The sequence below is a fragment of the Pseudonocardia sp. ICBG601 genome (assembly GCF_020496245.1).
This window is the reverse complement of record NZ_JAHLJA010000031.1, coordinates 1-24,244: the sequence shown is the minus strand read 5'-3', so window position 1 is coordinate 24,244 and position 24,244 is coordinate 1. Positions and strand designations below refer to the sequence as shown.

The window sequence follows — 24,244 nt, the reverse complement described above, 5'->3', positions numbered from 1 at the left end:
ATGCCCCGACTTCTCGGGTTCGTCCTCCGTCAGGTCGGCTCGGCGCTGCTGACCGTCCTCGTCTCGGCGGTCCTGGTCTTCTCGGCCCTGCACCTGGTGCCCGGCAACTACGTGGACGTCCTGCTCGGCCCCCAGGCCACGCCCGCCGAGCGGGCGGCGGCGGTGAGCGAGTACGGGCTCGACAGGTCGATCGTCGTGCAGTTCGCCACGTGGATGGGGAACCTGCTGCGCGGCGATCTCGGCACCTCCCTGCGCAGCGGCGAACCGGTACTCACCGAGATCCTCGACCGGGCACCGATCACCCTCGAGCTGGCGGCGCTGGGCTGCCTGTTCACCGTGCTCCCCGGCATCGCGCTGGGCGTGTGCGGCGGGATCGCCGCCCGCAGGCGCACCGCCGCCGCCACCCGCCTGGGGAACGCCCTGCTGCTCAGCCTGCCGGAGATCCTGGTCGGCGGTGTCCTCGTCGTCCTCATCACGACCTACGTCGTGCCGTTCACGGTGGGGGTGTGGCCGGACCCGTTCACCGACCCGGCCGGCAATCTGGCGGCCGCGGTGCCGCCGGCGATCGTGATCTCCCTCTTCGGCGCCGGGTTCCTGATGGCCACGACCCGGCGCGCCGTCGCCACGGTGCTGCGGGAGCCCTACGTTCGCGCCGACGAGATCCGTGGCGTCGGGGCCCGCACCGTCTACCGGCGGCACTTGTGGCGCAACATCTCCGCCCCGGTCGTCACCGTGGTCGGGGTCTACCTCGCCTCCGTGCTCACCGGCGCGGCGATCGCCGAGCAGATGTTCGCGCTCAACGGGATCGGCAGCTACCTGGTCAGTGCGGCCGACCAGCGCGACTACCCCGTGGTGCAGGGGATGGTGCTCGTGGTGACGGTGGTCTTCGTCCTCATCAACATGATCATCGACATTCTCTACGGGGTCATCGACCCGCGGATCGGACGGAGGGGGACGGCATGACCGGCTCCAGGGACCAGACCTCCACCGCGGTGCCGCCCCCGACCTCCGGTCCGGCGCCGACCGGCGTCGCCGGACCGGTGCCGTCGGCGCTGTCGGTGCTGTCGGCCCTGCGCGTGCCGTTCCGCGGTGATCCCCTCGGCCGGCTCGGCCTCGCCCTGCTGGTCCTCCTGCTGGCCCTGGGGATCCTGCATCCGCTGCTGCCCCTGGGCGACCCGTCGGCCTCCGTCGGCCCCCGGGTCGCGGGTCCCTCGGCGAGCTTCCTCCTGGGGACCGACGAGCTGGGCCGCTCGCTGCTGCCCCGCGTCGCCTCGGCGATCGGCGTGACGATCGTCCTGTCCACGGTCGCGGTGCTCGTCGCCACCGTCATCGGGGTCGCGCTGGGGTGTCTCGCCGCGTACTCGCCGCGGTGGGTCGACCAGCTGGTGAGCCGGTTCAGCGACGTGCTGTACAGCTTCCCGACCATCCTGATCGCCGTACTGATCTCGGTCGTCGTCGGTTCCGGCCGGACCACCGCCGTCGTCGCGATCGTGGTCGTCACGCTTCCGACGATCATCCGGGTCGCCCGGGTCGAGGCGCTGCGGATCGTCGAGCTCGACTTCGTCACCTCGGCCGAGGTCGCCGGCGCCCGGCTGGGCCGGGTCACCGTCTTCCACCTGCTGCCGAACATGCGGGAGGCGGTGATCGTGCAGGCCACGTACTCGATCTCGCTGGGAATGCTGGTCGAGGGCGGCATCAGCTTCCTCGGTCTCGGTGTCCAGCAACCCGACACCTCACTCGGTGCCCTGCTCGGCGCCGGTCGGACGTACCTCACGGTGACGCCGTCGTACGTGCTCATCCCCGGCCTCGTACTCGGGCTGGCCGTCCTCGCCTTCAACCTGGTGGGCGACTCCCTGCGAACGGAGAGGAGCACGTGATGCCGCGGTGCGCCCACACGATCCTGGAGGGCCGCGATCTCGTCGTGGAGTACCGGATCCGCGACGAACCGGTCCGTGCCCTCGACGACGCCTCGCTCACGGTGGCCCGCGCGGAGGTGCTCGGCATCGTCGGGGAGAGCGGCTCGGGCAAGAGCACGCTCGGTCTGGCCCTGTCCGGTGCACTGCCACGGGAGGCCCGGATCCACTCCGGCGAGGCGTACGTGGAGGACCACCCGGTCTCGGGGACGGGGGAGCGCGCGCTGCGGGAGCTGCGACGGCGGCGGCTCGGCTTCGTGTTCCAGGATCCGATCGGCACGCTCGACCCCACCGCCCGGGTGGGCCGCCAGGTGCGGTGGGCCCTCGAGCGCGGTGCCGCGGGTCGATCCCGGTCGACGACCTCCGACGACGTCCACGCCCTGCTGGCCCAGGTCCGGCTGCCGGAGCCGAGGGCCGTCGCCCGGTCCTACCCGCACCAGCTCTCCGGAGGGATGGCCCAGCGGGTGTCGATCGCGATCGCCCTCGCCAACCGACCTGCCGCGGTGATCGCCGACGAACCCACCGCGGCGCTCGACGCATCGATCCAGGCCGAGATCCTGGAGCTGCTCGTGGACCAGGCCCGTCGGCACGACACCGCGGTGGTGCTGATGAGCCACGACCTGCCCGCGGTACGCCGGTACTGCGACCGGGTCGCCGTGATGTACGGCGGTCGTGTGGTGGAGGAGGGGCCGACGGCCCGGCTGTTCGAGAACCCGGCCCATCCCTACACCCGCGCCCTGCTCGCCTCCGCCCTCGGCCGTGAGCAGCCCGGTTCGCGGGTGGAGGCGATTCCCGGTCAGCCGCCGGTGCTGCGGGCCGCCGCGGCGGGATGCGCCTTCGCTCCCCGCTGCGACTCGGTCCTGCCCGACTGCAGCGCGACCCGGCCCGAGGTGCACGACGTCGACGGGGTGCGGACGCTGTGCCATCTGCCCGCCGTGCCTGTCCACCGGAAGGACAGGTCCCATGCCTGACGTGCCGCCCGTCGTCGAGCTCGACGACGTCGACTTCGGTTACGCCGCGGGCCCACCGTGGGCGCGGGTGCACAAGCCGGTACTCGAGGGCTTCTCGCTCCGGATCGAGCCCGGTGAGACGGTCGGCCTGGTCGGTGAGTCCGGATCCGGGAAGAGCACCGTCGGCAAGCTGTGCCTGGGTCTGCTGAGACCCGCGTCCGGACAGGTCCGCTTCACGGGGGCCCCGATGCGGAGACTGGCACCGGGCACGCTCAGCGTGGTCCTGCAGCATCCGCAGACGGCGTTGAACCCGCGGCTGAGCGTCGAACGTTCGGTCGCGGAACCGCTGGTGCTCGCGGGGGTCGAGCGGGACCGGCGGCGGCACCGGGTACGGGAGATGCTCGAGCAGGTGGGGCTCGACCCGACGTTCGCCGGCCGGTACCCGGGTGAGCTCTCGGGCGGGCAGCGCCAGCGGGTGAGCATCGCGCGGGCACTGGTCACCGAGCCGCGGTTCGTGCTGTTCGACGAGGCGGTCAGCGCCCTGGACGTGTCGGTGCAGGCACAAATCCTCAACCTGGTCCGGTCGTTGCAGGACGCGCGGCGCTTCGGCGCCATCTTCATCTCCCACGACCTGCGGGCGACCCGCTACGTCGCCGACCGGATCCTCGTCATGCGTGCCGGGACGATCGTCGACCAGGGGAGCGCCGAGCGGTTCTACACGACCGCGGAGCACGACTACACGCGCAGACTCCAGCTGGCCAGCGACATCGGGGACAGAACATGATCGACGGAATCCGGATCGGTCACTGGACCGACCTCGACGCGGCGACCGGCCTCACCGCGTTCCTGCTCCCCGACGGCGCGGTCGCCGCCGCCGCCGTCCGCGGCCAGAGCACCGGCACCCTCAACACACCGGTCTTCGAGCCGGCCGGGGCGGCCGACCACGCCCGGGCGATCGTCCTGACCGGCGGCAGCTGCTACGGGCTGGCCGCGGCGGCGCACCTCACACAGCTCCTGGGAGGCCCGGTGCCGCGTCCCGAGCCGGTGCCCTTCGTCCTCGCAGCGGTGATCTACGACCTGCCGCTGGGGCAGGTCGCGTGGCCCACCCCCGCCGCCACCGAGCACGCGATGGCGGTCGCGGTCCCGGCGGGGACCGAGGACGTGGGCACCGTCGGAGCCGGCACGGGAGCGACCGCCGGATCTCTCGACGGTCCGGGCAACGCCATGAAGGGCGGCTTCGGCCGTGCCCACCGCAGCACCGCCGAGGGCGCCACGGTGGCGGCCTGGGCGGTGGCGAACCCGGTGGGCGACGTCCTGGACGAGGACGGCAGGGTGCTCGCCGGCCTGCGACGTGCGGGCCGCCAGGTCCGGGTGGTGGACGCACTGGCCGCGCAGGAACGGCCGACGCTGAGCTGGGGGCAGGCCACCACACTCGTCGTGGTCGCCACCGACGCCCGCCTGGACAAGCGGGCCGCCTGGCGGCTGGCCCACGCCGGGCACAGCGGCATCGCGCGCACGGTGTCACCCGCCGCCACCGGCGTCGACGGGGACACCGCCTTCGCCGTCGCGACCGGCAGGGTGCCGGTCACCAACGTCGCCCCGTTGGAGGCGGTGGCCGTCGAGGTCACCGCCGCGGCCGTCCGGGACGCGGTACGCGCCGCCACCACGTTGCCCGGCGTCCCGGCCGTCCGTGACGTCGTCGCCGACACCGGCACCGGCACCGGCACCGTTGCCGCAACGGTGTGAGGTGACCACGTGGAGGATCGGACGGATCCCGATCCTCCACGTGGGTCGGTGCGGAGTGCGTGGCCGTACACGAGCAGTGACCCCGGATCCCGGGGCCCGACGATGGGCGATACTTCATCGATGGCACGCCGCAAGAACCAGCAGGCCCGCCGGGACGAGTTCATGGCCGCGACCCGCAGGGTGATCGTCCGTGACGGCCTGAGCGCCGTCACGGTGCGCACCATCGCGGCCGAGGCAGGTCTGTCCACCGGGCTCGTCAGCTACTACTTCCCGGACATCGACGAGCTCTACCAGACCGTGTACGGCGACGCGGTCGACCGGTTCGCGACACGTCGGCGGCGGACGGTGGACGCCATCACGGATCCGCGGGAACGTCTGGTGGCGATGATCCGCTCGGGGCTGCCCGTCGACCCCGACGACGAGCTGTGCATCCTGCTCTACGAGTTCAGCGCCCTGGTGCGGCGCAACCCCATGGTGCAGGTGCTGCGTCGCTCGCTCTACGAACGACAGGTCTCGATCTACGAGTCGATCCTCGACGTCGGCCAGGGGCTCGGTGTCTTCACGCTGGCCCAGCCGTCGACGGCGACGGCCCGCAGCATGGTGTCGTTGGAGGACGCGTTCGGCTACCACGCGGTCGCCAGGGTCTCGGTGAGCCTGCAGGATGCGCAGGACCATCTCCTGGGCTACGCGACCATCGCCACGGGATGCCGGCTGGCGGCGGTCGCGGGCACCGGGCCCGGCTGAGGACCTCACGCCTCGGCGACGGGTCCGGAGGGTTCGCGGGCATCTGCTCGTCCGGTCAGCAGCCGCTGCCGGACCGACGGCGTGGTGGCGGCGTCGATCACGGTCGCGGCGAGCAGCAGCGCCCCGTCGAGCGCCACCCTGTCCCCGGGCGCGCCTCCGGCGAGCTCGGCGAACGGTTCGGTGTGCGAGCTGACGTCGTAGTCGCCCAGGCTGACCATGGGGTGGATGGCGGGTACGAGCTGGGAGACGTTGCCCATGTCTGTGGAGCCGCCCCGCGAGGCGTGCTCCTCCGGATTCCGGCCGATCGCGGCAGCGTTGTCCCGGTACAGGGCACGCAGGTCGAGATCCGACCGCATGTCCGCATAGGGATGACGCCCGACCGTGGCCCGCAGCTCGGCCCCCGCGGCGAGCGCGCCGGCCTCGGCGCACCGGGTGATGATCCCGACCGCGCGCCGCAGCGAGTCGAGATCGGCCCCACGGGCCATCCAGGTACCGGCGGCGCGGCCGGGGATGATGTTCGCGGCGACCCCGGCCTCACGGACGAAGCCGTGGATCTGCTGCTCGGGCTCGAGCTGCTGCCGGGCCAGGCCGATCGCGGTCAGCATCACGGTCATCGCGTCGAGCGCGTTCACCCCCATGTGCGGGGAGATCGAGGCGTGCGCCTCGCTCCCCTCGAACTCCACCCAGACCGCGTTCGAGGCGTAGGAGTTCATGCCCAGCAGCTCACGGGTGGACGGGTGGATCATCATCGCCGCGTGCGTCCCCTCGAACACGCCCGCGTCGATGAGGTGCTGCTTGCCGCCGCCGCTCTCCTCCGCCGGGGTGCCGAGCAACCGCACCTGCAGGCCGAGATCGTCGGCGATCGGGGCGAGGGCGGCGAACGCCCCCGCCGACGCCGCCGCGATGACGTTGTGCCCACAGGCGTGACCGATCCCCGGCAGCGCGTCGTACTCGGCGCAGAGGGTCACGGACAGGTCGCCGCTGCCGGCGGTGGCGGAGAGCGCGGTCGGGAGACCACCGACGCCGACGGTGGGATCGCACCCCGTCCACGCCTGCGCCGCCTCGGCCACCCAGGCCGCAGCCCGCGTCTCCTCGAAGGCGAGCTCCGGGCGGGAGTGGATGCGCCGGCTCAGCCCGACGACGTCCCGCTCGATCTCGCCGATGCGCTGGGTGGCCGCCTCCTTCGCCCGCGCGGCGGTCACGCCGTCACCGCCGTCGCTCGCCGCGTGACGGCAGCGGCGAACCACCGCACCGGTGCGGCCTGCACCTCGTCCTCACGACCGGTCGCCTCCGGATGCCACTGCACGGCGAGCACGTCGTGCTCGGCGTCGGAGAACGCCTCGACGACCCCGTCGTCGGCCACCGCGTCCACGGTGAGCCCCGCGCCGAGCCGGTCGACCGCCTGGTGGTGCCCGGAGGCGATCAGCAACCGGTGCGCACCGACCTCCTCGGCCAGCAGCGACCCCGCGCGGAGCGCGACCTCGTGCCACGCCCACCGGGGGCCGGCCGCGGTCGAGTCGCGGTGCAGCACCGTTCCCGGGGGCAGGTCGGGCACCAGCGTCCCGCCGCGGACGACGTTGAGCACCTGCAGCCCGCGGCAGATCCCGAGCACCGGAACGCCGGCGGACAGCGCGGCCTCGGCGAGCCCGCAGTCGAGTGCGTCCTGGTCGGGCTGCACGCCGTAGACCTCGGCGCACGGCTGTGCGCCGTAGCGCACGGGGTCGATGTCGTTCCCGCCGGGCAGCACCAGGCCGTCGAACCCGTCGAGGTCGGTCTCCCGGACGAGCACCGCCTCGAGCCCCCGGGCGGCGATCATCGCCACGACGTCGTGCAGCAGCCGGCGTGCGGAGGCGTCGCGGGGGTCGGTCGTCGACGAGTCGAGCCGGTCGGGGACGGCGATACGCAGGGGCCTTCGCATGGTGGGGCCTCTCAGGTGTTGGTGGGGAAGCCGAGGTTCAGCCCCGCGTGGCTGGGGTCGAGCCAACGGGTGGTGACGACCTTGGCGCGGGTGAAGAAGTGCACGCCCTCGGTGCCGTGGGCGTGGGTGTCGCCGAACAGGGAGTTCTTCCAGCCGCCGAAGCTGTAGTAGGCCATCGGGACGGGGACCGAGACGTTGACGCCGATCATGCCGACCTCGACCTCGTTCTGGAAGCGGCGGGCGGCGCCGCCGTCGTTGGTGAAGATCGCGGTGCCGTTGCCGTAGGGGTTGGCGTTGATCAGTTCCACGGCGTCGGTGTAGGTCGCGACGCGCACCACCGACAGGACCGGGCCGAAGATCTCGTCGGTGTAGACGCTCATGTCGGGGGTGACGTGGTCGAGCAGGGTGGGGCCGACGAAGAAGCCGGACCCGTCGGCGTCGAACTCGCCCTGCCTGCCGTCGACGACGACGGTGGCGCCCTCGGACTCGCCGGCGTCGATGTAGCCCGACACCCGTTCCTGGGCCGCCCGGGTCACGAGCGGTCCCATGTCGCAGGAGCGTCGGCCGTCGCCGGTGCGCAGGTTGCGGGCGCGGTCGGCGATCTTCGCGACGAGGGTGTCGGCGATGTCGCCGACGGCCACCAGCGCGGAGACGGCCATGCAGCGTTCGCCGGCGGAGCCGAACCCGGCGTTGACGGCCTGGTCGGCGGCGAGGTCGAGGTCGGCGTCGGGGAGGACGACCATGTGGTTCTTCGCCCCGCCGAGTGCCTGGACGCGCTTGCCGTGGGCGGTGGCGGTCTCGTAGACGTGGCGGGCGACCGGGGTGGAGCCGACGAAGCTGATCGACTTGACGTCCGGGCTGGTCAGCAGGGTGTCGACGGCGGTCCTGTCGCCGTGCAGGACGTTGAACACGCCGTCGGGCAGGCCGGCTTCCGACCAGAGCTCGGCGATCCAGAGGGCGGCGGAGGGCACCTTCTCCGACGGCTTGAGCACCACGGTGTTGCCGGTGGCGATCGCGATGGGGAAGAACCACATCGGGACCATCGCCGGGAAGTTGAACGGGCTGATGATCCCGACGACGCCGAGTGGCTGGCGGATCGAGTGGACGTCGACGCCGGTGGAGGCGTTCTCGGTCGCCGAGCCCTTGAGCAGGTGCGGCATGCCGCAGGCGAACTCGACGACCTCCTGGCCGCGGGCGACCTCGCCGGCGGCGTCGGAGAGGACCTTGCCGTGTTCGGCGGTGATGAGTGCGGCCAGCTCCGGGGCGCGGGCGTCGAGCAGCTCGCGGAAGCGGAACATGATCTGGGTGCGCTTGGCGAGGCTGGTGTCACGCCAGGCGGGGAACGCGGCCTTCGCCGCGGCGATCACCGTGGCGGCCTCGTCGGCGCTGGCGAGGGGCAGGTGCGCGGTGACCTCGCCGGTGGCGGGGTCGGTGACCTCGCAGGTCCGCCCGGAGGTGCCCTCGACCCGTGTGCCCGCGATCCAGTGGTGGAGCGTCTTCTGCAGCGTGCTCGTCATGATCCTCTTCCGTGTCGGGGCCGTGGTCGGACGACGGACGCGGCGTCGCCGGTCGTCCGCCGTCGGATCCGCTCCATGTCGTCGGACCCGGGTCTACCCGCAGACGAGCCGGAGAGCGACCTGCACGACGTCACCGCGGTCGTCGGGGCGAGTCGCTCGGCCCCGTTCGCTGTTGCCCACCGCGGCGGGCCGTACGGATCGTGGTGTCCGGACCGGTCGTGCCACGACCGTCACTGTGTCGGCAGATCGGCCGAGGAATGGTCACTGTGTCGGGGTCCGGCTAGGTTGGGGCGGTGCGGATGTCCCTCCGGGAGGTGCTGGAGCTCCCCTCGGTGCTCCGGGGCCGGCCGCGCGTGCGCGCCGGCTCGGCCGCTCTCGGGGCGGAGGTGCGCTGGGTGCACGTGAGCGAACTCCCCGACGTGGCGGGAACGTTGACCGGCGTCGAGCTGGTCCTGTCGATCGGGGTGGTGCTGTCCGAACCGGGCACCGACCTCGTCCGGTACCTCGACTCTTTGCGCGCCAGCGGGGCGGTCGGTCTGGTGGTGGAACTGGGCCGGCACGTGGAGCGGCTGCCCGAGGAGCTGGTGCAGTACGCCCGCTCCGTGGGGTTCCCCCTGGTCGAGCTGCGGTCGACGGTGCGTTTCGTGGAGATCACCGAAGCCGTGCACGGCCGCGTCATGCACGAGCAGTTCGCACGTCTGGACCTGACGCGCCGGGCACACCGGGTGCTCGGACCGCTGGGGGTCGAGGGCGCCCCCGTCGACGTGATCCTGGCCCGCTGCGCGGAGCTGGTCGACCGGGCGGTCGTGCTGGAGGACCTCTCCCACCGGGTCATCGGGTTCGCGGGCGCATCCGCACCGGAGGACATCCTGCGCGACTGGACGGCGCGCTCACGGCAGGTCCCGCCGGCGGCGGACACGATCCGGGGCGGGCCGGAACGGTGGATGGCCATCCCGGTCGGGCTCCGCCGCGCCCGGTGGGGACGTCTGGTGGTGCCCACCCGGGTCGACCAGTTCGAGGCCGAGGACGTGGCACTGGTCCTCGAACGGGCGGCCGAGGCGGTGACGATCACCCGTCTGGTGGGCGGGCCTGCCGAGGAGCTCGAGGTGATGGCCGTCGAGCGGCTGATCCGGGACGTCATCGGCGGTCACGGCGGCGACGAAGCGGCCGTCGGGGCCAGGGCACAGGCCCTCGGCTTCAGCCCGGCCGGGGAGATCGCGGTGCTGATGGCCCGCGGGCGTGGCGGGGACGGCGGGCCCGATGCCGAGCTCGTCGAGCAGTTCGGCGCGGCGGTGCACCGCATCCAACGAACGGCCCTGGTCGGACGGGTCCGCCGCAACCTGGTCGTGGCTCTGCTCGACGGGGGCGACGGGGTCGACGACCGGTTGGCGAGCGAGCTCGGAGCGGGTGCGGTGGCCGTCCTGGCGCTCGGGCCCCCGGTGCGACGATGGCGGGAGCTGGCCGAGGCCCTCACCGAGGCCGAGCAGATCGCCGGCATCGCCCGGCCCACGCGGCCCGGTGAGGCGGTCCGGGTGTCGCGCGGGCGGCACCTCGGTGTCCGCAGGCTGCTGTGGCAGCTGCGCGGCGAGGTACGACTGCACGCCTTCGTCGACGAACAGCTCGGACGGGTCCTCGCGCTTCCCCACGGACGACGTGAGGACACGCTGCGCATGCTCGAGTCCTACCTGGACTGCAACGGGGTGATGGCGGTGTTCGCCCGCTCGCTGCACCTGAGCCGGGCCGGGGCCTACGCGCGGCTCGACACGCTGCGTCGTGTGCTCGGCGCGGACCTCGGCGACGCGGAGGTCCGGACCGGACTGCACCTGGCGATGCTGGCGCACCGGGCCGCGACCGGTGACCAGCCGGAGCCGACCCCACCGTGAGGTGCGTCGCGCGGCACACCGGCCCCGCGCGCGGTGGCCGGGCACCGCGGGACGAGGACGGCGGCCGGGGGACTGTGCGAAAACCCCGGCCGCCGTCGTGCCGGTCGCGTCACCCTTCCCCTGGGACGCGGCCGGCGGGGCAGATCATCCCACGTGCTGTCCGGGGCGTGCCTCGGGAGGCAGGACACCCCAGTCGATCAGCTGGTCGGTCAGCTCGCCGGGGGACATGTCGTAGATGATCGCGAGCGACCGCAGGTCCTCGGCGCGGATCGAGAGCACCTTGCCGTTGTAGTCGCCGCGCTGGCTCTGGATGGCCGCGGCGTAGCGGGCCAGCGGACCCACCTTGTCCGCGGGCAGCTGCTGCAGCCGCTCCAGGTTGATCACGATCTTCGTGGCGGGCTCGCTGCCGGACGGGATGCGGCCCTCGGGGAGCAGCTCGGCCACCGGGACGCCGTAGAAGTCGGCCAGCTCGGCCAGCTTCTGCACGGTGACCGCACGGTCCCCGCGCTCGTAGGAGCCCACGACGACCGCCTTCCAGCGTCCCCCCGACTTCTGCTCGACGCCGTGCAGGGAGAGCCCCTGTTGCTGCCTGATCGCCCGGAGCTTGCCCCCGAGCGCCTTGGCGTAGTCGCCCATCGATCTCCTCGTTCCTGACGGTCCGTACCGGTGAGGACGGACCGGCGGTCACCGGCGGTGCACCGGTGGCGTGGTCGCGCCTGCCGCGTCATCGCCCCTGTGGGTGGTCCCGTTCGGGGCGGCAGCTCCGGCGGGGGGCCGGCCTCCCGGCCGTCCCGTGCGTCGCGGCGCTGCTGCACGCGTGCTGATTGATGCTGAGTGATTGCTGATTGATACGGAGAGTAATCCTCCGGGTCCGGTCCGGCGTGGTCAAGCTCGACCCCCTGCTCGGGGGGTTGACGAGCGGTTTCCCACACGAACGGGGCAGTCCACGTCCCTCGACAGCGGTAGCGCAGGGTGCGGGTGCCGACTCCGCCACCCGCCCCTGTGGGTGCGCCTGGGCGGAATCGGGTATCGCAAGTCCCGCCCGGACCGGCCGTTGACCATCGCGCATCGTGACAGGAACGTGACCTCCAACGAGTGATGCCGCTGTGGCGCGGCTCGCGGTGTGACGCGCTGCGGCCGTCCCGCGCGGCACCTGCCGGGTTGATAGGTTGACGCACAGCTCTTGCACGACCGTCCTTTAAGACCCGTCCGGTGAGGCGGGGAAGGAGACCACCTCGTGGCGCAGAACCGCCGCGGGGACGCCGACGCGCAGCAGCCCGCACGGGAACTGCTGTCCGCCGCCGACGTCACCCGCACCGTCGCGCGCATCGCGCACCAGATCATCGAGAAGACCGCGTTCAGCGCCGAGGACCCCGACGGGCTCGTGCTGATGGGCGTCCCCACCCGCGGCGTGCACCTGGCCCACCGGCTCGCCGCCGCGATCACCGACTTCGCCGGCGCCGTACCGGCGGTCGGCTCGGTCGACGCCACCCTCTACCGCGACGACCTGCGCCGCGGCCCGGCCCGCGCGCTGGAGTCCACCGCGGTGCCCGAGGGCGGTGTCGACGACCGGCTCGTCGTACTCGTCGACGACGTCCTCATGTCCGGGCGCACCACCCGCGCCGCGCTCGACGCCCTGCGCGACGAGGGCCGCCCGCGCGCGGTGCAGCTCGCCGTGCTGATCGACCGCGGCCACCGGGAGCTCCCGATCCGCGCCGACTACGTCGGCAAGAACGTCCCGACGTCGCGCTCGGAGCAGATCCTGGTCTCGCTGACCGAGATCGACGGCGGCGACGGCGTCTGGATCACCCAGGGAGAGGGGGACAGGTGAGGCACCTGCTCTCGGTCGCCGACCTCGACGCCGCCGAGGCCACCGCGCTGCTCGACACCTCCGACCGGCTGCGTCAGGCGCTGCTCGGCCGTGAGGTGCGCAAGCTGCCGACGCTGCGCGGCCGCACGGTCATCACGATGTTCTACGAGAACTCCACCCGCACCCGGGTGTCGTTCGAGATCGCCGGCAAGTGGATGAGCGCCGACACCGTGAACGTGTCGGCGTCGGGCTCGTCGGTCTCCAAGGGCGAGTCGCTGCGCGACACCGCGCTGACGCTGTCCTCGATGGGTGCGGACTGCGTGATCGTGCGCCACCCCGCGTCGGGGTCGGCGCACCGGCTGGCGCACTGGGTCGATGCCGATCGGGCCGTCACCGGCACGCCCACCGCGATCGTGAACGCCGGCGACGGCACCCACGAGCACCCCACCCAGGCGCTGCTCGACGCCGCGACCCTGCGCGACCGGCTCGGCGGCATCGCCGGGCGCCGGATCGGGATCGTCGGCGACGTCCTGCACTCGAGGGTGGCGCGGTCCAACGTGCTGCTGCTCGCGACCCTCGGCGCCGAGGTCGTGCTCGTCGCGCCGCCGACGCTGCTGCCCACCGGCGTCGAGTCCTGGCCGTGCCGGGTGGCGCACTCCCTCGACGCCGAGCTGCCCGCGCTCGACGCGGTCATGATGCTGCGCGTGCAGTCCGAGCGGATGCACGGCGGCTTCTTCCCCTCCGCGCGCGAGTACGCGGTGCGCTTCGGGCTGTCCGAGGATCGCGCGAAGCTCCTGCCCGACCACGCGGTCGTCCTGCACCCCGGCCCGATGATCCGCGGCATGGAGATCGCCCCCGCGGTCGCCGACGCCCCCAACGCCGCCGTCCTGGCCCAGGTCCGCAACGGCGTGCACGTGCGGATGGCCGTCCTCTACCACCTTCTCGCCGGAGCTCCCGAATGACCGACCTGCTGATCCGCAACACCCGGCCCTACGGCGGGGCCCCGGTCGACGTGCTCGTCACCGACGGCGTCGTCGCCACCATCGGAACCGGGCTGACCACGCCCGAGGTCGCCGAGGTCCTCGACGCCGACGGCGCCGTGCTCCTGCCCGGCTTCGTCGACCTCCACGTGCACCTGCGCGAGCCCGGCGGCGAGGAGTCCGAGACCATCGAGACCGGCAGCCGGGCCGCCGCCCTCGGCGGGTTCACCGCCGTGTTCGCGATGCCGAACACCACCCCGGTCGCCGACTCCGACGTCGTCGTCGAGCACGTGCGTCGGCGCGGCGAGGAGATCGGGCTGGTCGACGTGCACCCGGTCGGCGCGGTCACCGTCGGCCTCGGCGGCGAGAAGCTCGCCGAGCTCGGCACGATGGCCGCCTCCCGCGCCGCGGTGCGGATGTTCTCCGACGACGGCCGCTGCGTGAACGACCCGCTGATCATGCGCCGGGCGCTGGAGTACGCCTCCGCGCTCGACGTCGTCATCGCCCAGCACGCCGAGGACCACCGCCTCACCGGCGGCGCCCAGGCGCACGAGGGCGCCGTCGCGGCCCGGCTCGGGCTCGCCGGATGGCCCGCGACGGCGGAGGAGACGATCGTCGCCCGGGACTGCGCGCTGGCCCGCGAGGCCGGGGCGCGGCTGCACGTCTGCCACATCTCCACCGCCCGCACGATCGACGTGCTGCGCGCGGCCAAGGCCCAGGGCGTGCGGGTGTCGGCCGAGGTCACCCCGCACCACCTGCTGCTCACCGACTCCCGGCTGACCGGCTACGACCCGGTGAACAAGGTCAACCCGCCGCTGCGCACCGCCGACGACACCCGCGCGATGCGCGAGGCGCTGGCCGAGGGCGTGATCGACGTCGTCGCGACCGACCACGCCCCGCACGCCGCGCAGTACAAGGACACCGAGTGGCAGGCGGCGAAGCCGGGCATGCTCGGCCTGCAGACCGCGCTGTCGGTGCTGGTCGAGACGATGGTGGAGCCGGGCCTGCTGGACTGGCACGGCGTCGCGCGGGTGCTCTCGGAGCGCCCCGCGGAGATCGGGAACCTGCCCGACCAGGGCCGTCCGATCGCGGAGGGGGAGCCGGCGACGTTCGCGCTGGTCGACCCGGACGGGGTCTGGACGGTCCGCGGTGCGGAGCTGGCGAGCAAGGCGGCGAACACGCCGTACGAGGGAATGCGGCTGCCCGGAACGGTGGTCGCGACGGTGCTGCGGGGACGCATCACCGCGCAGGACGGGAAGGTTGTGCAGTGACCGCGCTTTTGGTTCTCGAGGACGGACGGATCTTCCGCGGTGAGGCCTACGGCGCCACCGGGCAGACCCTGGGTGAGGCCGTGTTCACCACGGCCATGACCGGCTACCAGGAGACCCTCACCGACCCGTCGTACCACCGACAGATCGTGCTGCAGACCGCACCGCAGATCGGCAACACCGGCTGGAACGACGAGGACGACGAGTCCTCCGGCATCCAGGTCGCCGGCTACGTCGTGCGCGACCCGGCCCGGCGGCCGTCGAACTGGCGGGCCACCGGCACCCTGGAGGACGCGCTGCGCACCCAGGGGGTCGTCGGTGTCGCCGGGATCGACACCCGCGCCGCGGTGCGCCACCTGCGTGAGCGCGGCGCCATGCGGGCCGGGATCTTCTCCGGCGACGCGATCGCCCCGGACGACGAGCTCGTCGAGCGGGTGCGGCAGTCCCCGCCGATGGAGGGCGCCGACCTCTACGGCGCCGTGACCACCGCCGAGACCTATGTGGTGCCCGCGGTGGGGGAGCGGCGCTTCGTCGTCGCCGCCCTCGACGTCGGCATCAAGTTCAACACCCCGCGGATGATGGCCGCCCGCGGCATCGAGGTGCACGTGCTGCCCGCCTCGAGCACCATCGAGACGGTCGAGTCGCTGCGCCCGGACGGCTTCTTCCTGGCCAACGGCCCCGGTGACCCGGCCACCGCCGACGGTCCGGTCGCGCTGGCCCGGCAGGTGCTGGAGCGCCGGATCCCGCTGTTCGGCATCTGCTTCGGCAACCAGATCCTGGGTCGCGCGCTGGGGCGCGAGACCTACAAGCTCCGCTACGGCCACCGCGGCGTGAACATCCCGGTCGTCGAGCACGCCACCGGGCGGATCGCGATCACCTCGCAGAACCACGGGTTCGCGGTCGCCGGGTCGCCGGGGGAGGAGTTCGACACCCCCTACGGTCGGGCGCAGATCAGCCACTACTGCCCGAACGACGACACCGTCGAGGGCATGACCGGGCTGGACTTCCCCGCCTTCTCCGTGCAGTACCACCCCGAGGCCGCCGCGGGCCCGCACGACGCCGCGGACCTGTTCGACCGGTTCGTCGCGCTCATGACCGAGCACCCGGTCGGCTACGCCGGCGTCGCCGGGCAGCGGCCCGAGGGCACCGCGCCCGCGCCGTACCCGCAGCCCGAGTCCGACCCCGTGTCCGTGTCCGAGCCGGAGCCCGCGCCCGCGCCGGGGATGACCGCCCAGCCCGACCCGGCCACGCCGCCGTCGGCGACCGCGGCCCCGTCGGTCGACCTGCGGCCCACCCCGCCCGCTCCGTCACCGGGCCCGGCCCCGGCCGCGGGCGGGTTCGAGCCGGGCAGCCCGGAGGCCCCGCACGGCGGGGGCCGGCCCGGCCCGGCGGCCGTCGAGCACCCTGCCGACGAGCACACCACCCGGCTGCCCGTCACCCCGCCGACCGGGACCCCGGTCTCCGGCCGCGACGAGATCGAGCCGCCCACCAGCCGGATGCCCGCCCTCGGTCGTCCCGCCACCCCGGACCCGCTGACGGCGCCGTTCTCCGACATCGAGGACGCGCTGCGCCGCGACGGCGGCACACCCGCCCACCCGGGCGCCACCGCGGACCCGGACGCGACGGACGTCCCGGCCGACCCGGCACCGGGCGCCGACCCGGTGTCCGGCCGCGCCCGGCCCGTCGACGACCGCCCGTGGCCGCCGCCCCACGCAGCCCCATCCACCCCGCAGCACCCGGACCGGCACGACCAGGCCCGGCAGGAGGACCACTGATGCCCCGCCGCGACGACATCGACCACGTCATGGTGATCGGCTCCGGGCCGATCGTGATCGGCCAGGCCTGCGAGTTCGACTACTCCGGCACCCAGGCGTGCCGGGTGCTGCAGGCCGAGGGCATCCGGGTCTCGCTGGTCAACTCCAACCCGGCGACGATCATGACCGACCCGGAGTTCGCCGACGCCACCTACGTCGAGCCGATCACCCCGGAGTTCGTCGAGAAGGTCATCGCCGCCGAGCGCGACAACGGCACCCCGGTCACCGCGATGCTCGCGACCCTGGGCGGACAGACCGCGCTCAACACCGCGATCGCGCTGCACGAGAACGGCGCCCTGGAGCGGCACGGCGTCGAGCTGATCGGCGCCGACGTCGACGCCATCGAGCGCGGCGAGGACCGGCTCAAGTTCAAGGACATCGTCATCGGGGTCGGCGGCGACGTCCCCCGCTCGCGGGTCTGCCACTCGATGGAGGAGGTCCGCGCCGCCGCCGACGAGCTGGGTCTGCCCGTGGTCATCCGGCCGTCGTTCACCATGGGCGGTCTCGGCTCGGGCATGGCGCACTCGGCGCAGGACCTGGAGCGTCTCGCCGGCGCCGGGCTCGACGCCTCCCCGGTCACCGAGGTCCTCATCGAGGAGTCCGTGCTCGGCTGGAAGGAGTACGAGCTCGAGCTCATGCGCGACCACCACGACAACGTGGTCGTCATCTGCTCGATCGAGAACATCGACCCGATGGGCGTGCACACCGGCGACTCGATCACCGTCGCCCCGGCGATGACGCTGACCGACCGCGAGTACCAGCACATGCGCGACGTCGGCATCGCCGTGCTGCGAGCCGTCGGCGTCGACACCGGTGGCTGCAACATCCAGTTCGCGATCCACCCCGAGACCGGGCGCCTGGTCGTGATCGAGATGAACCCGCGCGTCTCGCGGTCCTCCGCGCTGGCGTCGAAGGCCACCGGCTTCCCGATCGCCAAGATCGCGGCGAAGCTCGCCGTCGGCTACACCCTCGACGAGATCCGCAACGACATCACCGGCGAGACCATCGCCGCGTTCGAGCCGTCGCTGGACTACGTCGCGGTCAAGATCCCGCGGTTCGCCTTCGAGAAGTTCCCCGGGGCCGACCCCGAGCTGACCACGACCATGAAGTCGGTCGGCGAGGCGATGGCGCTGGGCCGCTCGTTCCCCGAGGCGCTGGGTAAGGCTCTGCGCTCGATGGAGCGGGACCGGGCCGGGTTCTGGACCGCCCCCGACCCCGAGGGCGAGCCGGAGTACACCGTCCCGGTCGACGGCCGCATCTACGAGGTCGAGCGCGCCCTGCGCCGCGGCCAGTCGGTCGACGACGTCGCCAAGGCCTCCGGCATCGACCCCTGGTTCGTCGACCAGATCGCGCTGCTGGGGGAGATCCGCGCCGAGCTCGAGGCCGCACCCGTCCTCGACGCCGACCTGCTGCGCCGGGCCAAGCGCCACGGCCTGTCCGACCGTCAGCTCGCCGCCGTGCGCCCCGAGTTCGCCGGCGAGGACGGCGTGCGCACCCTGCGCCACCGGCTCGGCATCCGGCCGGTCTACAAGACCGTCGACACCTGTGCCGCCGAGTTCGCGGCGAAGACGCCCTACCACTACTCGGCCTACGAGACCGACCCCGCGGCCGAGTCGGAGATCGCCCCGCAGACCGAGAAGCCGAAGGTGCTGATCCTCGGCTCCGGCCCGAACCGCATCGGGCAGGGCATCGAGTTCGACTACTCCTGTGTGCACGCGGTCATGGCGCTGCGTGCCGCCGGGTTCGAGACCGTCATGGTCAACTGCAACCCGGAGACGGTGTCCACCGACTACGACACCGCCGACCGCCTCTACTTCGAGCCGCTGACCTTCGAGGACGTCCTGGAGGTCGTGCACGCCGAGCAGGCCTCCGGCACCGTCGCCGGGGTCATCGTGCAGCTCGGCGGGCAGACCCCGCTGGGGCTCGCCCAGCGCCTCACCGACGCCGGGGTGCCGGTCGTCGGGACGTCCGCGGCCGCGATCGACCTGGCCGAGGACCGCGGCGCGTTCGGCGAGGTCCTGCACAAGGCCGGCCTGCCCGCCCCGGAGTTCGGCATGGCCACCTCCTTCGAGCAGGCCAGGGGGATCGCCTCGCGGATCGGCTACCCGGTGCTCGTGCGGCCGTCCTACGTGCTCGGTGGACGCGGCATGGAGATCGTCTACGACGAGGCGACCCTGGCCGGCTACATCGCCCGCGCCACCACCATCTCCCCGGACCGCCCGGTGCTGGTCGACAAGTTCCTCGACGACGCCATCGAGATCGACGTCGACGCCCTGTGCGACGGCGAGGAGATCTACCTCGGCGGGGTCATGGAGCACATCGAGGAGGCCGGGGTCCACTCCGGTGACTCCTCCTGCACGCTGCCGCCGATCACGCTGGGCTCCTCGGTCCTGGCGAAGGTCCGCGAGGCCACCGCCGCCATCGCGCACGGCGTCGGCGTGCGCGGGCTGCTCAACGTCCAGTACGCCCTGCACGGCGACGTGCTCTACGTGCTGGAGGCCAACCCGCGGGCGTCGCGGACGGTGCCGTTCGTGTCCAAGGCGACGTCGGTGCCGCTGGCCAAGGCCGCCGCCCGGATCATGCTCGGCGCCACCATCGCCGAGCTGCGCGCCGAGGGCCTGCTCCCGGCCACCGGCGACGGCGGAGCGCTGCCCGCCGACTCCCCGGTCGCGGTCAAGGAGGCGGTGCTGCCGTTCAACCGGTTCCGCAACACCGCGGGCCAGGGCGTCGACCCGCTGCTCGGCCCGGAGATGAAGTCCACCGGCGAGGTCATGGGCTTCGACTCCGCCTTCGGCCCGGCCTTCGCCAAGTCCCAGGCCGCCGCCTACGGCTCGCTGCCCACCTCGGGCACGGTGTTCGTGTCGATCGCCGACCGCGACAAGCGGGCGATGGTCTTCCCGATCCGCCGCCTGGCCGACATGGGCTTCCAGGTCCTGGCCACCGAGGGCACCGCGGAGATGCTGCGCCGCAACGGGATCGACGTCACCGTGGTGCGCAAGCACAGCGAGGGATCCGGCCCGGACACCCCCACGATCGTCGACACCATCCTCGCCGTGGACGTCGACCTGATCGTCAACACCCCGGTCGGGAACCCCGGCCCGCGGGTGGACGGCTACGAGATCCGCGCCGCCGCGGTGTCCCGCGGTGTCCCGTGCATCACCACGGTGCAGGGGACGCGCGGCAGCGGTGCAGGGCATCGAGGCGCTCGCCTCGGTGGGCTCGGTGTGCGGTCGCTGCAGCAGGCGCACGCGGCGCTGAAGGCCAAGGCGTGAGCGTCGCCGCCCGGCTCGGCGAGGCCGTCGCCGCCCACGGGCCGCTGTGCGTCGGGATCGACCCGCACCCGGCCCTGCTGGCGGCCTGGGACCTCACCGACGACGCCGACGGCCTCGCCGCGTTCGCCGACCGCTGCCACACCGCGTTCGCCGGGGCGGTGTCGGTGGTGAAGCCGCAGTCGGCGTTCTTCGAGCGGCACGGCTCGGCGGGTGTCGCGGTGCTGGAGCGGCTGCTCGCCGGGTACGCGGGCACGGGCACTCTGACCCTGCTCGACGCCAAGCGCGGGGACATCGGCTCCACCATGGACGGCTACGCCGACGCCTACCTGCGCGTCGGCGCGCCGCTCGGGGCGGACGCGCTCACGTTGTCGCCCTACCTGGGGTTCGGGTCGCTGGAACCGGCCCTGACCGCGGCCGACGAGGCCGGGCGCGGGGTGTTCGTGCTGGCCCGGACGTCCAACCCGGACGGCGCCGCGGTGCAGTGCGCCACGGCGCCGGGCGGGGTGTCCGTCGCCCAGCAGATGGTCGACGATGCCGCCGCGCGCAACGCCGACGCACGGCCCGGCGGGGCGGTGGGGGTCGTCGTCGGCGGCACCCACGACCACGGCCTGGACCTGAGCGCGCTGAACGGTCCGGTGCTGGTGCCCGGGCTCGGCGCCCAGGGCGCGAGCCCGGCCGACGTGGTGGCGCGGTTCGCGGGCACCACGGGCCCGGTGCTGCCGGTGTCGGCCCGCGGGGTGCTCCGGGCGGGCCCCGACCCGTCCGCGCTGCGTGACGCCGCGCACGCCCTGAGCGAGGAGCTGGCCTCGGCGACCGCCGGATCGCACTGAACCGGACCGGCCGACGTCGGTGTGCGGGGGACCGGTGCCACGTCCGGCACCGGTCCGCTCACCGACGGCGACCGTGGCCGTCGGCGACGCCGGACGCGCCGGGAGGGCGTCCGGCGGTCCGTCGTGCCGGTCGGGAGCCCCCCGGCGCACCGGGACGTCGATCGGGCGCGCCCGACCGTGTCGGTGAGGCGCGCCTCCGGCACGCCCACTGCGCCGACCCGCCGTCCGGCGGAGCCGGGTGGCGGTGGTGTGGCGGGACCGCCGGCGTGCCGTTGATCACCTCCGCACGGCCGAAACCGGAGGTGGGACCCCCATTGACGCTTCCGTGGAGGTCGTGGGTACGTTCGATCGCACCAGCCGGGACGTCCCCCGGACGGGTAGGTGCGACCCGCCGCCCGATCGCTGACGCGACACCCCGGCGCGAGCCGGGATCACGGCGGCGAGAACGACGAGAACGACACAGGAAAGTACGGAGGAACCAACCGTGGCCCTTCCCCAGCTGACCGAGGAACAGCGCGCCGCCGCGCTGGAGAAGGCTGCGGCCGCGCGCCGGGCCCGGGCCGAGCTGAAGGACCGCCTCAAGCGCGGCGGCACCCACCCTCGAGGAGGTGCTGAAGAAGGCCGAGACCGACGAGGTGCTCGGCAAGATGAAGGTCTCGGCGCTGCTCGAGGCGCTGCCGAACGTCGGCAAGGTCCGTGCCCAGCAGATCATGGAGGAGCTGGAGATCGCGACCAGCCGCCGCCTGCGTGGCCTGGGCGACCGTCAGCGCAAGGCGCTGCTCGAGCGCTACCCGAGCTGATCCGGGCGTCCCGTGACCGACACCTCCTCCGTCATGTCCTCCGGCCGGACCGGCCCCGCCCGCGGGCGGCTGCTCGTGCTGGCCGGGCCGTCCGGGGTGGGCAAGAGCAGCGTGGTCGCGGGACTGCGCGAGGCGCTGCCGGAGCTGCTGTTCAGCGTGTCCGCCACGACCCGGCCCCCGCGGCCGGGTGAGGTGGACGGCCGTGACTACCACTTCGTGTCCCGCGAGGAGTTCGACGCGCTCATCGAGCGCGGCGAGCTCCTCGAGTGGGCCGAGGTGCACGGCGGGCTGCAGCGCTCCGGCACGCCACGGGTACCCGTCCAGCAGGCCCTCGACCAGGGCCGTCCGGTCCTGGTCGAGGTCGACCTGCAGGGCGCCCGGTCCGTCAAACGGGTCGTGCCCGAGGCCGTCACCGTCTTCGTCGCGCCGCCGTCGATGGAGGAGCTGACCCGTCGGCTCACCGACCGCGGCACCGACACCCCCGAGCAGCGCGAGCGCCGGCTGCGGACCGCCATCGAGGAGATGGACGCCCAGGGGGAGTTCGACGAGGTGGTCGTCAACGACGACCTGCAGGCCGTGATCGGCCGGTTGGTAGCATTGGCGGTCGACCGCGGCGCCGTCTGAGTGCCCCAGGTCCCCCTCGTTCTTCAGGAGTCCACCACGTGAGCACGCCCACCGGCACCTCCACCGCCCCCGAGGGCATCACCTACCCGCCGATCGACGACCTGCTCGGCCAGGTCAGCTCGAAGTACGCGCTGGTCATCTACGCGGCCAAGCGCGCCCGCAGATCAACGACTACTACTCCCAGCTCGGTGAGGGCCTGCTCGAGTACGTCGGCCCGCTCGTCGAGCCGGGCCCGCGCGAGAAGCCGCTGTCGATCGCGATGCGCGAGATCCAGGCGGGGATGCTCGAGCACACCGAGGGCGAGTAAGACCTCTCGATGGCTCCTCCCGAGGTGCTCCTCGGCGTCTCCGGCGGCATCGCCGCCTACAAGAGCGCCGAGGTGCTGCGCCGTCTGACCGAGTCCGGCCACGCGGTGCGGGTGATCCCCACCGAGTCCGCGCTGCGGTTCGTCGGCGCCGCGACGTTCGAGGCTCTGTCCGGGCGGCCGGTGGCCACCGGGGTGTTCTCCGACGTCCACGAGGTGCCGCACGTGGCCCTGGGCAAGGGTGCGGACCTCGTCGTCGTCGCCCCCGGCGACCGCGGACCTCATGGCCCGCCTGGCACACGGCCGCTCCGACGACCTGCTCACCGCCGCGCTGCTGACCGCCCGCTGCCCGGTGGTGCTGGCGCCCGCGATGCACACCGAGATGTGGGAGCACCCCGCGACGGTCGACAACGTCGCGCTGCTGCGCGCCCGCGGCACCGTGGTGATCGAACCCGCAGCGGGCCGGCTGACCGGCGCGGACACCGGCAAGGGCCGGCTGCCCGACCCGGCCGAGATCGTCGATCTGGCCCGGCTGCTGCTGGAGCGCCCGGACGCGCTGCCGCGTGACCTGGAGGGCCGCCACGTGGTGGTCAGCGCCGGTGGGACCCGGGAGAACCTCGACCCGGTCCGGTTCCTCGGCAACCGCTCCTCCGGCGGCAGGGCTGGGCGCTGGCCCGGGTCGCCGCCCAGCGCGGCGCGCGGGTGACGCTCGTCGCCGGGCACACACGCGGACCTCGGCGCCCCGGCCGGGGTGGACGTCGTCGCGGCGGGGACCGCCGTCGCGATGGAGGCCGCCGTCCGCGGCGCCGCCGCCGACGCCGACGCGGTGGTCATGGCCGCCGCCGTCGCGGACTTCCGGCCGGTCGACACGGCTGTCGACAAGATCAAGCGCGGTGACGCCGAGCCGGCGCCGCTGCGGCTGACCCCAGAACCCCGACATCCTCGCCGGGCTCGTGGCCGACCCGCCACGGCCGGGTCAGGTGGTGGTCGGGTTCGCCGCCGAGACCGGCGACGCCGACGGCGACGTGCTCCACCACGGCCGCGCCAAGCTCGCCCGCAAGGGCTGCGACCTGCTCGTGGTGAACGCGGTCGGCGACGGCAAGGCCTTCGAGACCGCGGACAACGCCGGCTGGCTGCTCGCCCGCGACGGCGGCGAGGAGGAGCTGCCGTTCGGCTCCAAGGCGCTGCTCGCCTCCCGCATCTGGGATGCGGTCACCCCGCGCCTGCGCTGAGCCCCGCACACGACGACGTGCCCGCACCGAGAGCTTCCGGTGCGGGCACGTCGTCGTACGGCCCGGCTCAGTCCTCGTCGAAGAACGAGCTGCGGGTCGGTGTCGCCTCGGCGGAGGAGGAGTCGGACCCCTCGCCCGACCCCTCGTCCGACGACGGCGTGGCCGACGAGGTCGACCGCGGCGTGGAGGTGGACGGCGTCGCCGAGGAGGTCGACCGCGGGCTCGTGGTCGACGGCGACGAGGTCGACGGGGTCGACCGCTCGCTGCTGCTGCTCGGGGTCAGCGAGTCCTCCGAGGACCCGGAGCGCTCGGTGCCGGAGGTCGAGACGTACCGGGACATCGCCCAGCCGCCGTACTCGGGGAGCTCGACGAACCCGTCCTGGGTGTCCCCGGTCGAGGTGGTCTCCCCGCGCTCGCACACACCGACGATCGGGGCGTCGGTCTCGGGCTCGGAGCGGACGTTGACGCTCTGGGTGCAAGTGCCGGTACCGGCGGCCGACGCGGTGCCGGCAACGATCCCGATGGTAGTGACGCCGGCCACGGCCAGGGCGCCGAGGACGGCAGCGACGCGTCGCGAGTTCGGCTTCATCGTGGAACAACCTCCGTGCCGCCGGGGCCGGGGAGGCCACCGTGCGGATC

19 protein-coding genes and 5 pseudogenes are annotated in these 24,244 nt (G+C 73.4%); 20 read left to right on the top strand and 4 right to left on the bottom strand.

Going from position 1 to position 24,244, the window contains the following annotated elements; all coding sequences use genetic code 11:
- From KPL57_RS11165 to KPL57_RS11140, 6 genes are all read left to right on the top strand, one after another.
- Nucleotides 1-963 (top strand): ABC transporter permease, encoded by a 963-nt coding sequence (locus KPL57_RS11165; RefSeq protein WP_226351542.1) that lies wholly within the window; start codon nt 1-3, stop codon nt 961-963.
- Complete coding sequence (locus KPL57_RS11160; protein WP_226351541.1) at nt 960-1,877, top strand: ABC transporter permease; 918 nt, start codon at nt 960-962, stop codon at nt 1,875-1,877. The genes KPL57_RS11165 and KPL57_RS11160 overlap by 4 nt, the downstream gene beginning before the upstream one ends.
- Nucleotides 1,877-2,884 (top strand): ABC transporter ATP-binding protein, encoded by a 1,008-nt coding sequence (locus KPL57_RS11155; protein WP_226351540.1) that lies wholly within the window; start codon nt 1,877-1,879, stop codon nt 2,882-2,884. Before KPL57_RS11160 ends, KPL57_RS11155 begins: the two co-directional genes overlap by 1 nt.
- Nucleotides 2,877-3,647, top strand: coding sequence for an ABC transporter ATP-binding protein (locus tag KPL57_RS11150; protein ID WP_226351539.1), 771 nt, complete (start codon nt 2,877-2,879; stop codon nt 3,645-3,647). The genes KPL57_RS11155 and KPL57_RS11150 overlap by 8 nt, the downstream gene beginning before the upstream one ends.
- Nucleotides 3,644-4,609: a P1 family peptidase gene (locus tag KPL57_RS11145; protein WP_226351538.1), complete on the top strand. Its 966-nt coding sequence runs from the start codon at nt 3,644-3,646 to the stop codon at nt 4,607-4,609. The genes KPL57_RS11150 and KPL57_RS11145 overlap by 4 nt, the downstream gene beginning before the upstream one ends.
- Before the next feature lie 120 nt (nt 4,610-4,729).
- Nucleotides 4,730-5,353, top strand: a complete 624-nt coding sequence (locus tag KPL57_RS11140; RefSeq protein WP_226351537.1) for a TetR/AcrR family transcriptional regulator — start codon at nt 4,730-4,732, stop codon at nt 5,351-5,353.
- Nucleotides 5,354-5,358: 5 nt separating this feature from the next.
- Here KPL57_RS11140 and KPL57_RS11135 read toward each other — a convergent pair whose 3' ends face one another.
- The 3 genes from KPL57_RS11135 to KPL57_RS11125 are packed head-to-tail and all read right to left on the bottom strand — an operon-like array spanning nt 5,359 to nt 8,788.
- Entirely contained in the window at nt 5,359-6,555 is a 1,197-nt protein-coding gene (locus tag KPL57_RS11135; protein WP_226351536.1) for an amidohydrolase, read from the bottom strand.
- Nucleotides 6,552-7,271, bottom strand: coding sequence for a gamma-glutamyl-gamma-aminobutyrate hydrolase family protein (locus tag KPL57_RS11130; RefSeq protein WP_226351535.1), 720 nt, complete (start codon nt 7,269-7,271; stop codon nt 6,552-6,554). The genes KPL57_RS11135 and KPL57_RS11130 overlap by 4 nt, the downstream gene beginning before the upstream one ends.
- 11 nt (nt 7,272-7,282) lie before the next feature.
- On the bottom strand, nt 7,283-8,788 hold the full coding sequence (locus KPL57_RS11125) for a CoA-acylating methylmalonate-semialdehyde dehydrogenase (protein WP_226351534.1): 1,506 nt from the start codon (nt 8,786-8,788) through the stop codon (nt 7,283-7,285).
- 299 nt (nt 8,789-9,087) lie between these two features.
- Between KPL57_RS11125 and KPL57_RS11120 the strand changes: the two genes are divergently transcribed.
- Entirely contained in the window at nt 9,088-10,671 is a 1,584-nt protein-coding gene (locus KPL57_RS11120) for a PucR family transcriptional regulator (RefSeq protein WP_226351595.1), read from the top strand.
- A 144-nt stretch (nt 10,672-10,815) separates the two neighbouring features.
- Here the strand turns inward: KPL57_RS11120 and KPL57_RS11115 are convergent, their stop codons facing one another.
- Nucleotides 10,816-11,307: a transcriptional regulator gene (locus KPL57_RS11115; protein WP_020625790.1), complete on the bottom strand. Its 492-nt coding sequence runs from the start codon at nt 11,305-11,307 to the stop codon at nt 10,816-10,818.
- Between the two features lie 601 nt (nt 11,308-11,908).
- Here KPL57_RS11115 and pyrR point away from each other — a divergent pair.
- The 13 genes and pseudogenes from pyrR to KPL57_RS11060 all read left to right on the top strand — a co-directional run.
- A complete protein-coding gene (gene pyrR / locus KPL57_RS11110) occupies nt 11,909-12,502 on the top strand; it encodes a bifunctional pyr operon transcriptional regulator/uracil phosphoribosyltransferase PyrR (protein WP_226351533.1) in 594 nt (197 codons plus the stop codon).
- Nucleotides 12,499-13,443 carry an aspartate carbamoyltransferase catalytic subunit gene (locus tag KPL57_RS11105; protein ID WP_226351532.1) on the top strand — a complete coding sequence of 315 codons (945 nt, stop codon included), beginning with the start codon at nt 12,499-12,501 and terminating at the stop codon, nt 13,441-13,443. Before pyrR ends, KPL57_RS11105 begins: the two co-directional genes overlap by 4 nt.
- Nucleotides 13,440-14,732, top strand: coding sequence for a dihydroorotase (locus tag KPL57_RS11100; protein ID WP_226351531.1), 1,293 nt, complete (start codon nt 13,440-13,442; stop codon nt 14,730-14,732). Before KPL57_RS11105 ends, KPL57_RS11100 begins: the two co-directional genes overlap by 4 nt.
- A pseudogene (carA, locus tag KPL57_RS11095) lies at nt 14,729-15,823 on the top strand (glutamine-hydrolyzing carbamoyl-phosphate synthase small subunit); the annotation flags it as partial. The gene KPL57_RS11100 and the pseudogene carA, both read left to right, overlap by 4 nt.
- Before the next feature lie 680 nt (nt 15,824-16,503).
- Nucleotides 16,504-19,815, top strand: a complete 3,312-nt coding sequence (gene carB / locus KPL57_RS11090; RefSeq protein ID WP_226351530.1) for a carbamoyl-phosphate synthase large subunit — start codon at nt 16,504-16,506, stop codon at nt 19,813-19,815.
- Entirely contained in the window at nt 19,812-20,645 is an 834-nt protein-coding gene (pyrF, locus tag KPL57_RS11085; RefSeq protein ID WP_226351529.1) for an orotidine-5'-phosphate decarboxylase, read from the top strand. The genes carB and pyrF overlap by 4 nt, the downstream gene beginning before the upstream one ends.
- A gap of 484 nt (nt 20,646-21,129) precedes the next feature.
- Nucleotides 21,130-21,445: pseudogene (gene mihF, locus KPL57_RS11080) on the top strand (integration host factor, actinobacterial type).
- 33 nt (nt 21,446-21,478) lie between these two features.
- Entirely contained in the window at nt 21,479-22,069 is a 591-nt protein-coding gene (gene gmk, locus KPL57_RS11075) for a guanylate kinase (RefSeq protein ID WP_226351594.1), read from the top strand.
- Nucleotides 22,070-22,107: 38 nt separating this feature from the next.
- Nucleotides 22,108-22,376 (top strand): annotated as a pseudogene (gene rpoZ / locus KPL57_RS11070) (DNA-directed RNA polymerase subunit omega).
- Between the two features lie 9 nt (nt 22,377-22,385).
- Nucleotides 22,386-22,580 (top strand): annotated as a pseudogene (locus tag KPL57_RS66240) (flavoprotein); the annotation flags it as partial.
- 76 nt (nt 22,581-22,656) lie between these two features.
- Nucleotides 22,657-23,247 (top strand): annotated as a pseudogene (locus KPL57_RS66235) (phosphopantothenoylcysteine decarboxylase); the annotation flags it as partial.
- 79 nt (nt 23,248-23,326) lie between these two features.
- Nucleotides 23,327-23,605 carry a phosphopantothenoylcysteine decarboxylase gene (locus KPL57_RS66230; protein WP_308252843.1) on the top strand — a complete coding sequence of 93 codons (279 nt, stop codon included), beginning with the start codon at nt 23,327-23,329 and terminating at the stop codon, nt 23,603-23,605.
- A gap of 17 nt (nt 23,606-23,622) precedes the next feature.
- A partial coding sequence (locus tag KPL57_RS11060) for a hypothetical protein (protein WP_226351528.1) occupies nt 23,623-24,244 on the top strand: 622 nt, incomplete at its 3' end.

Bases quoted from the DNA above. Each gene is read 5' to 3' on its own strand.
- KPL57_RS11125 (WP_226351534.1), bottom strand. From the start codon at position 8,788: ATGACGAGCACGCTGCAGAAGACGCTCCACCACTGGATCGCGGGCACA.
- KPL57_RS11145 (WP_226351538.1), top strand. From the start codon at position 3,644: ATGATCGACGGAATCCGGATCGGTCACTGGACCGACCTCGACGCGGCG.
- KPL57_RS11160 (WP_226351541.1), top strand. From the start codon at position 960: ATGACCGGCTCCAGGGACCAGACCTCCACCGCGGTGCCGCCCCCGACC.
- KPL57_RS11100 (WP_226351531.1), top strand. From the start codon at position 13,440: ATGACCGACCTGCTGATCCGCAACACCCGGCCCTACGGCGGGGCCCCG.
- KPL57_RS11140 (WP_226351537.1), top strand. From the start codon at position 4,730: ATGGCACGCCGCAAGAACCAGCAGGCCCGCCGGGACGAGTTCATGGCC.
- KPL57_RS11165 (WP_226351542.1), top strand. From the start codon at position 1: ATGCCCCGACTTCTCGGGTTCGTCCTCCGTCAGGTCGGCTCGGCGCTG.
- KPL57_RS11115 (WP_020625790.1), bottom strand. From the start codon at position 11,307: ATGGGCGACTACGCCAAGGCGCTCGGGGGCAAGCTCCGGGCGATCAGG.
- gmk (WP_226351594.1), top strand. From the start codon at position 21,479: ATGTCCTCCGGCCGGACCGGCCCCGCCCGCGGGCGGCTGCTCGTGCTG.
- KPL57_RS11150 (WP_226351539.1), top strand. From the start codon at position 2,877: ATGCCTGACGTGCCGCCCGTCGTCGAGCTCGACGACGTCGACTTCGGT.
- carB (WP_226351530.1), top strand. From the start codon at position 16,504: ATGCCCCGCCGCGACGACATCGACCACGTCATGGTGATCGGCTCCGGG.
- KPL57_RS11120 (WP_226351595.1), top strand. From the start codon at position 9,088: ATGTCCCTCCGGGAGGTGCTGGAGCTCCCCTCGGTGCTCCGGGGCCGG.
- KPL57_RS11155 (WP_226351540.1), top strand. From the start codon at position 1,877: ATGCCGCGGTGCGCCCACACGATCCTGGAGGGCCGCGATCTCGTCGTG.
- KPL57_RS11130 (WP_226351535.1), bottom strand. From the start codon at position 7,271: ATGCGAAGGCCCCTGCGTATCGCCGTCCCCGACCGGCTCGACTCGTCG.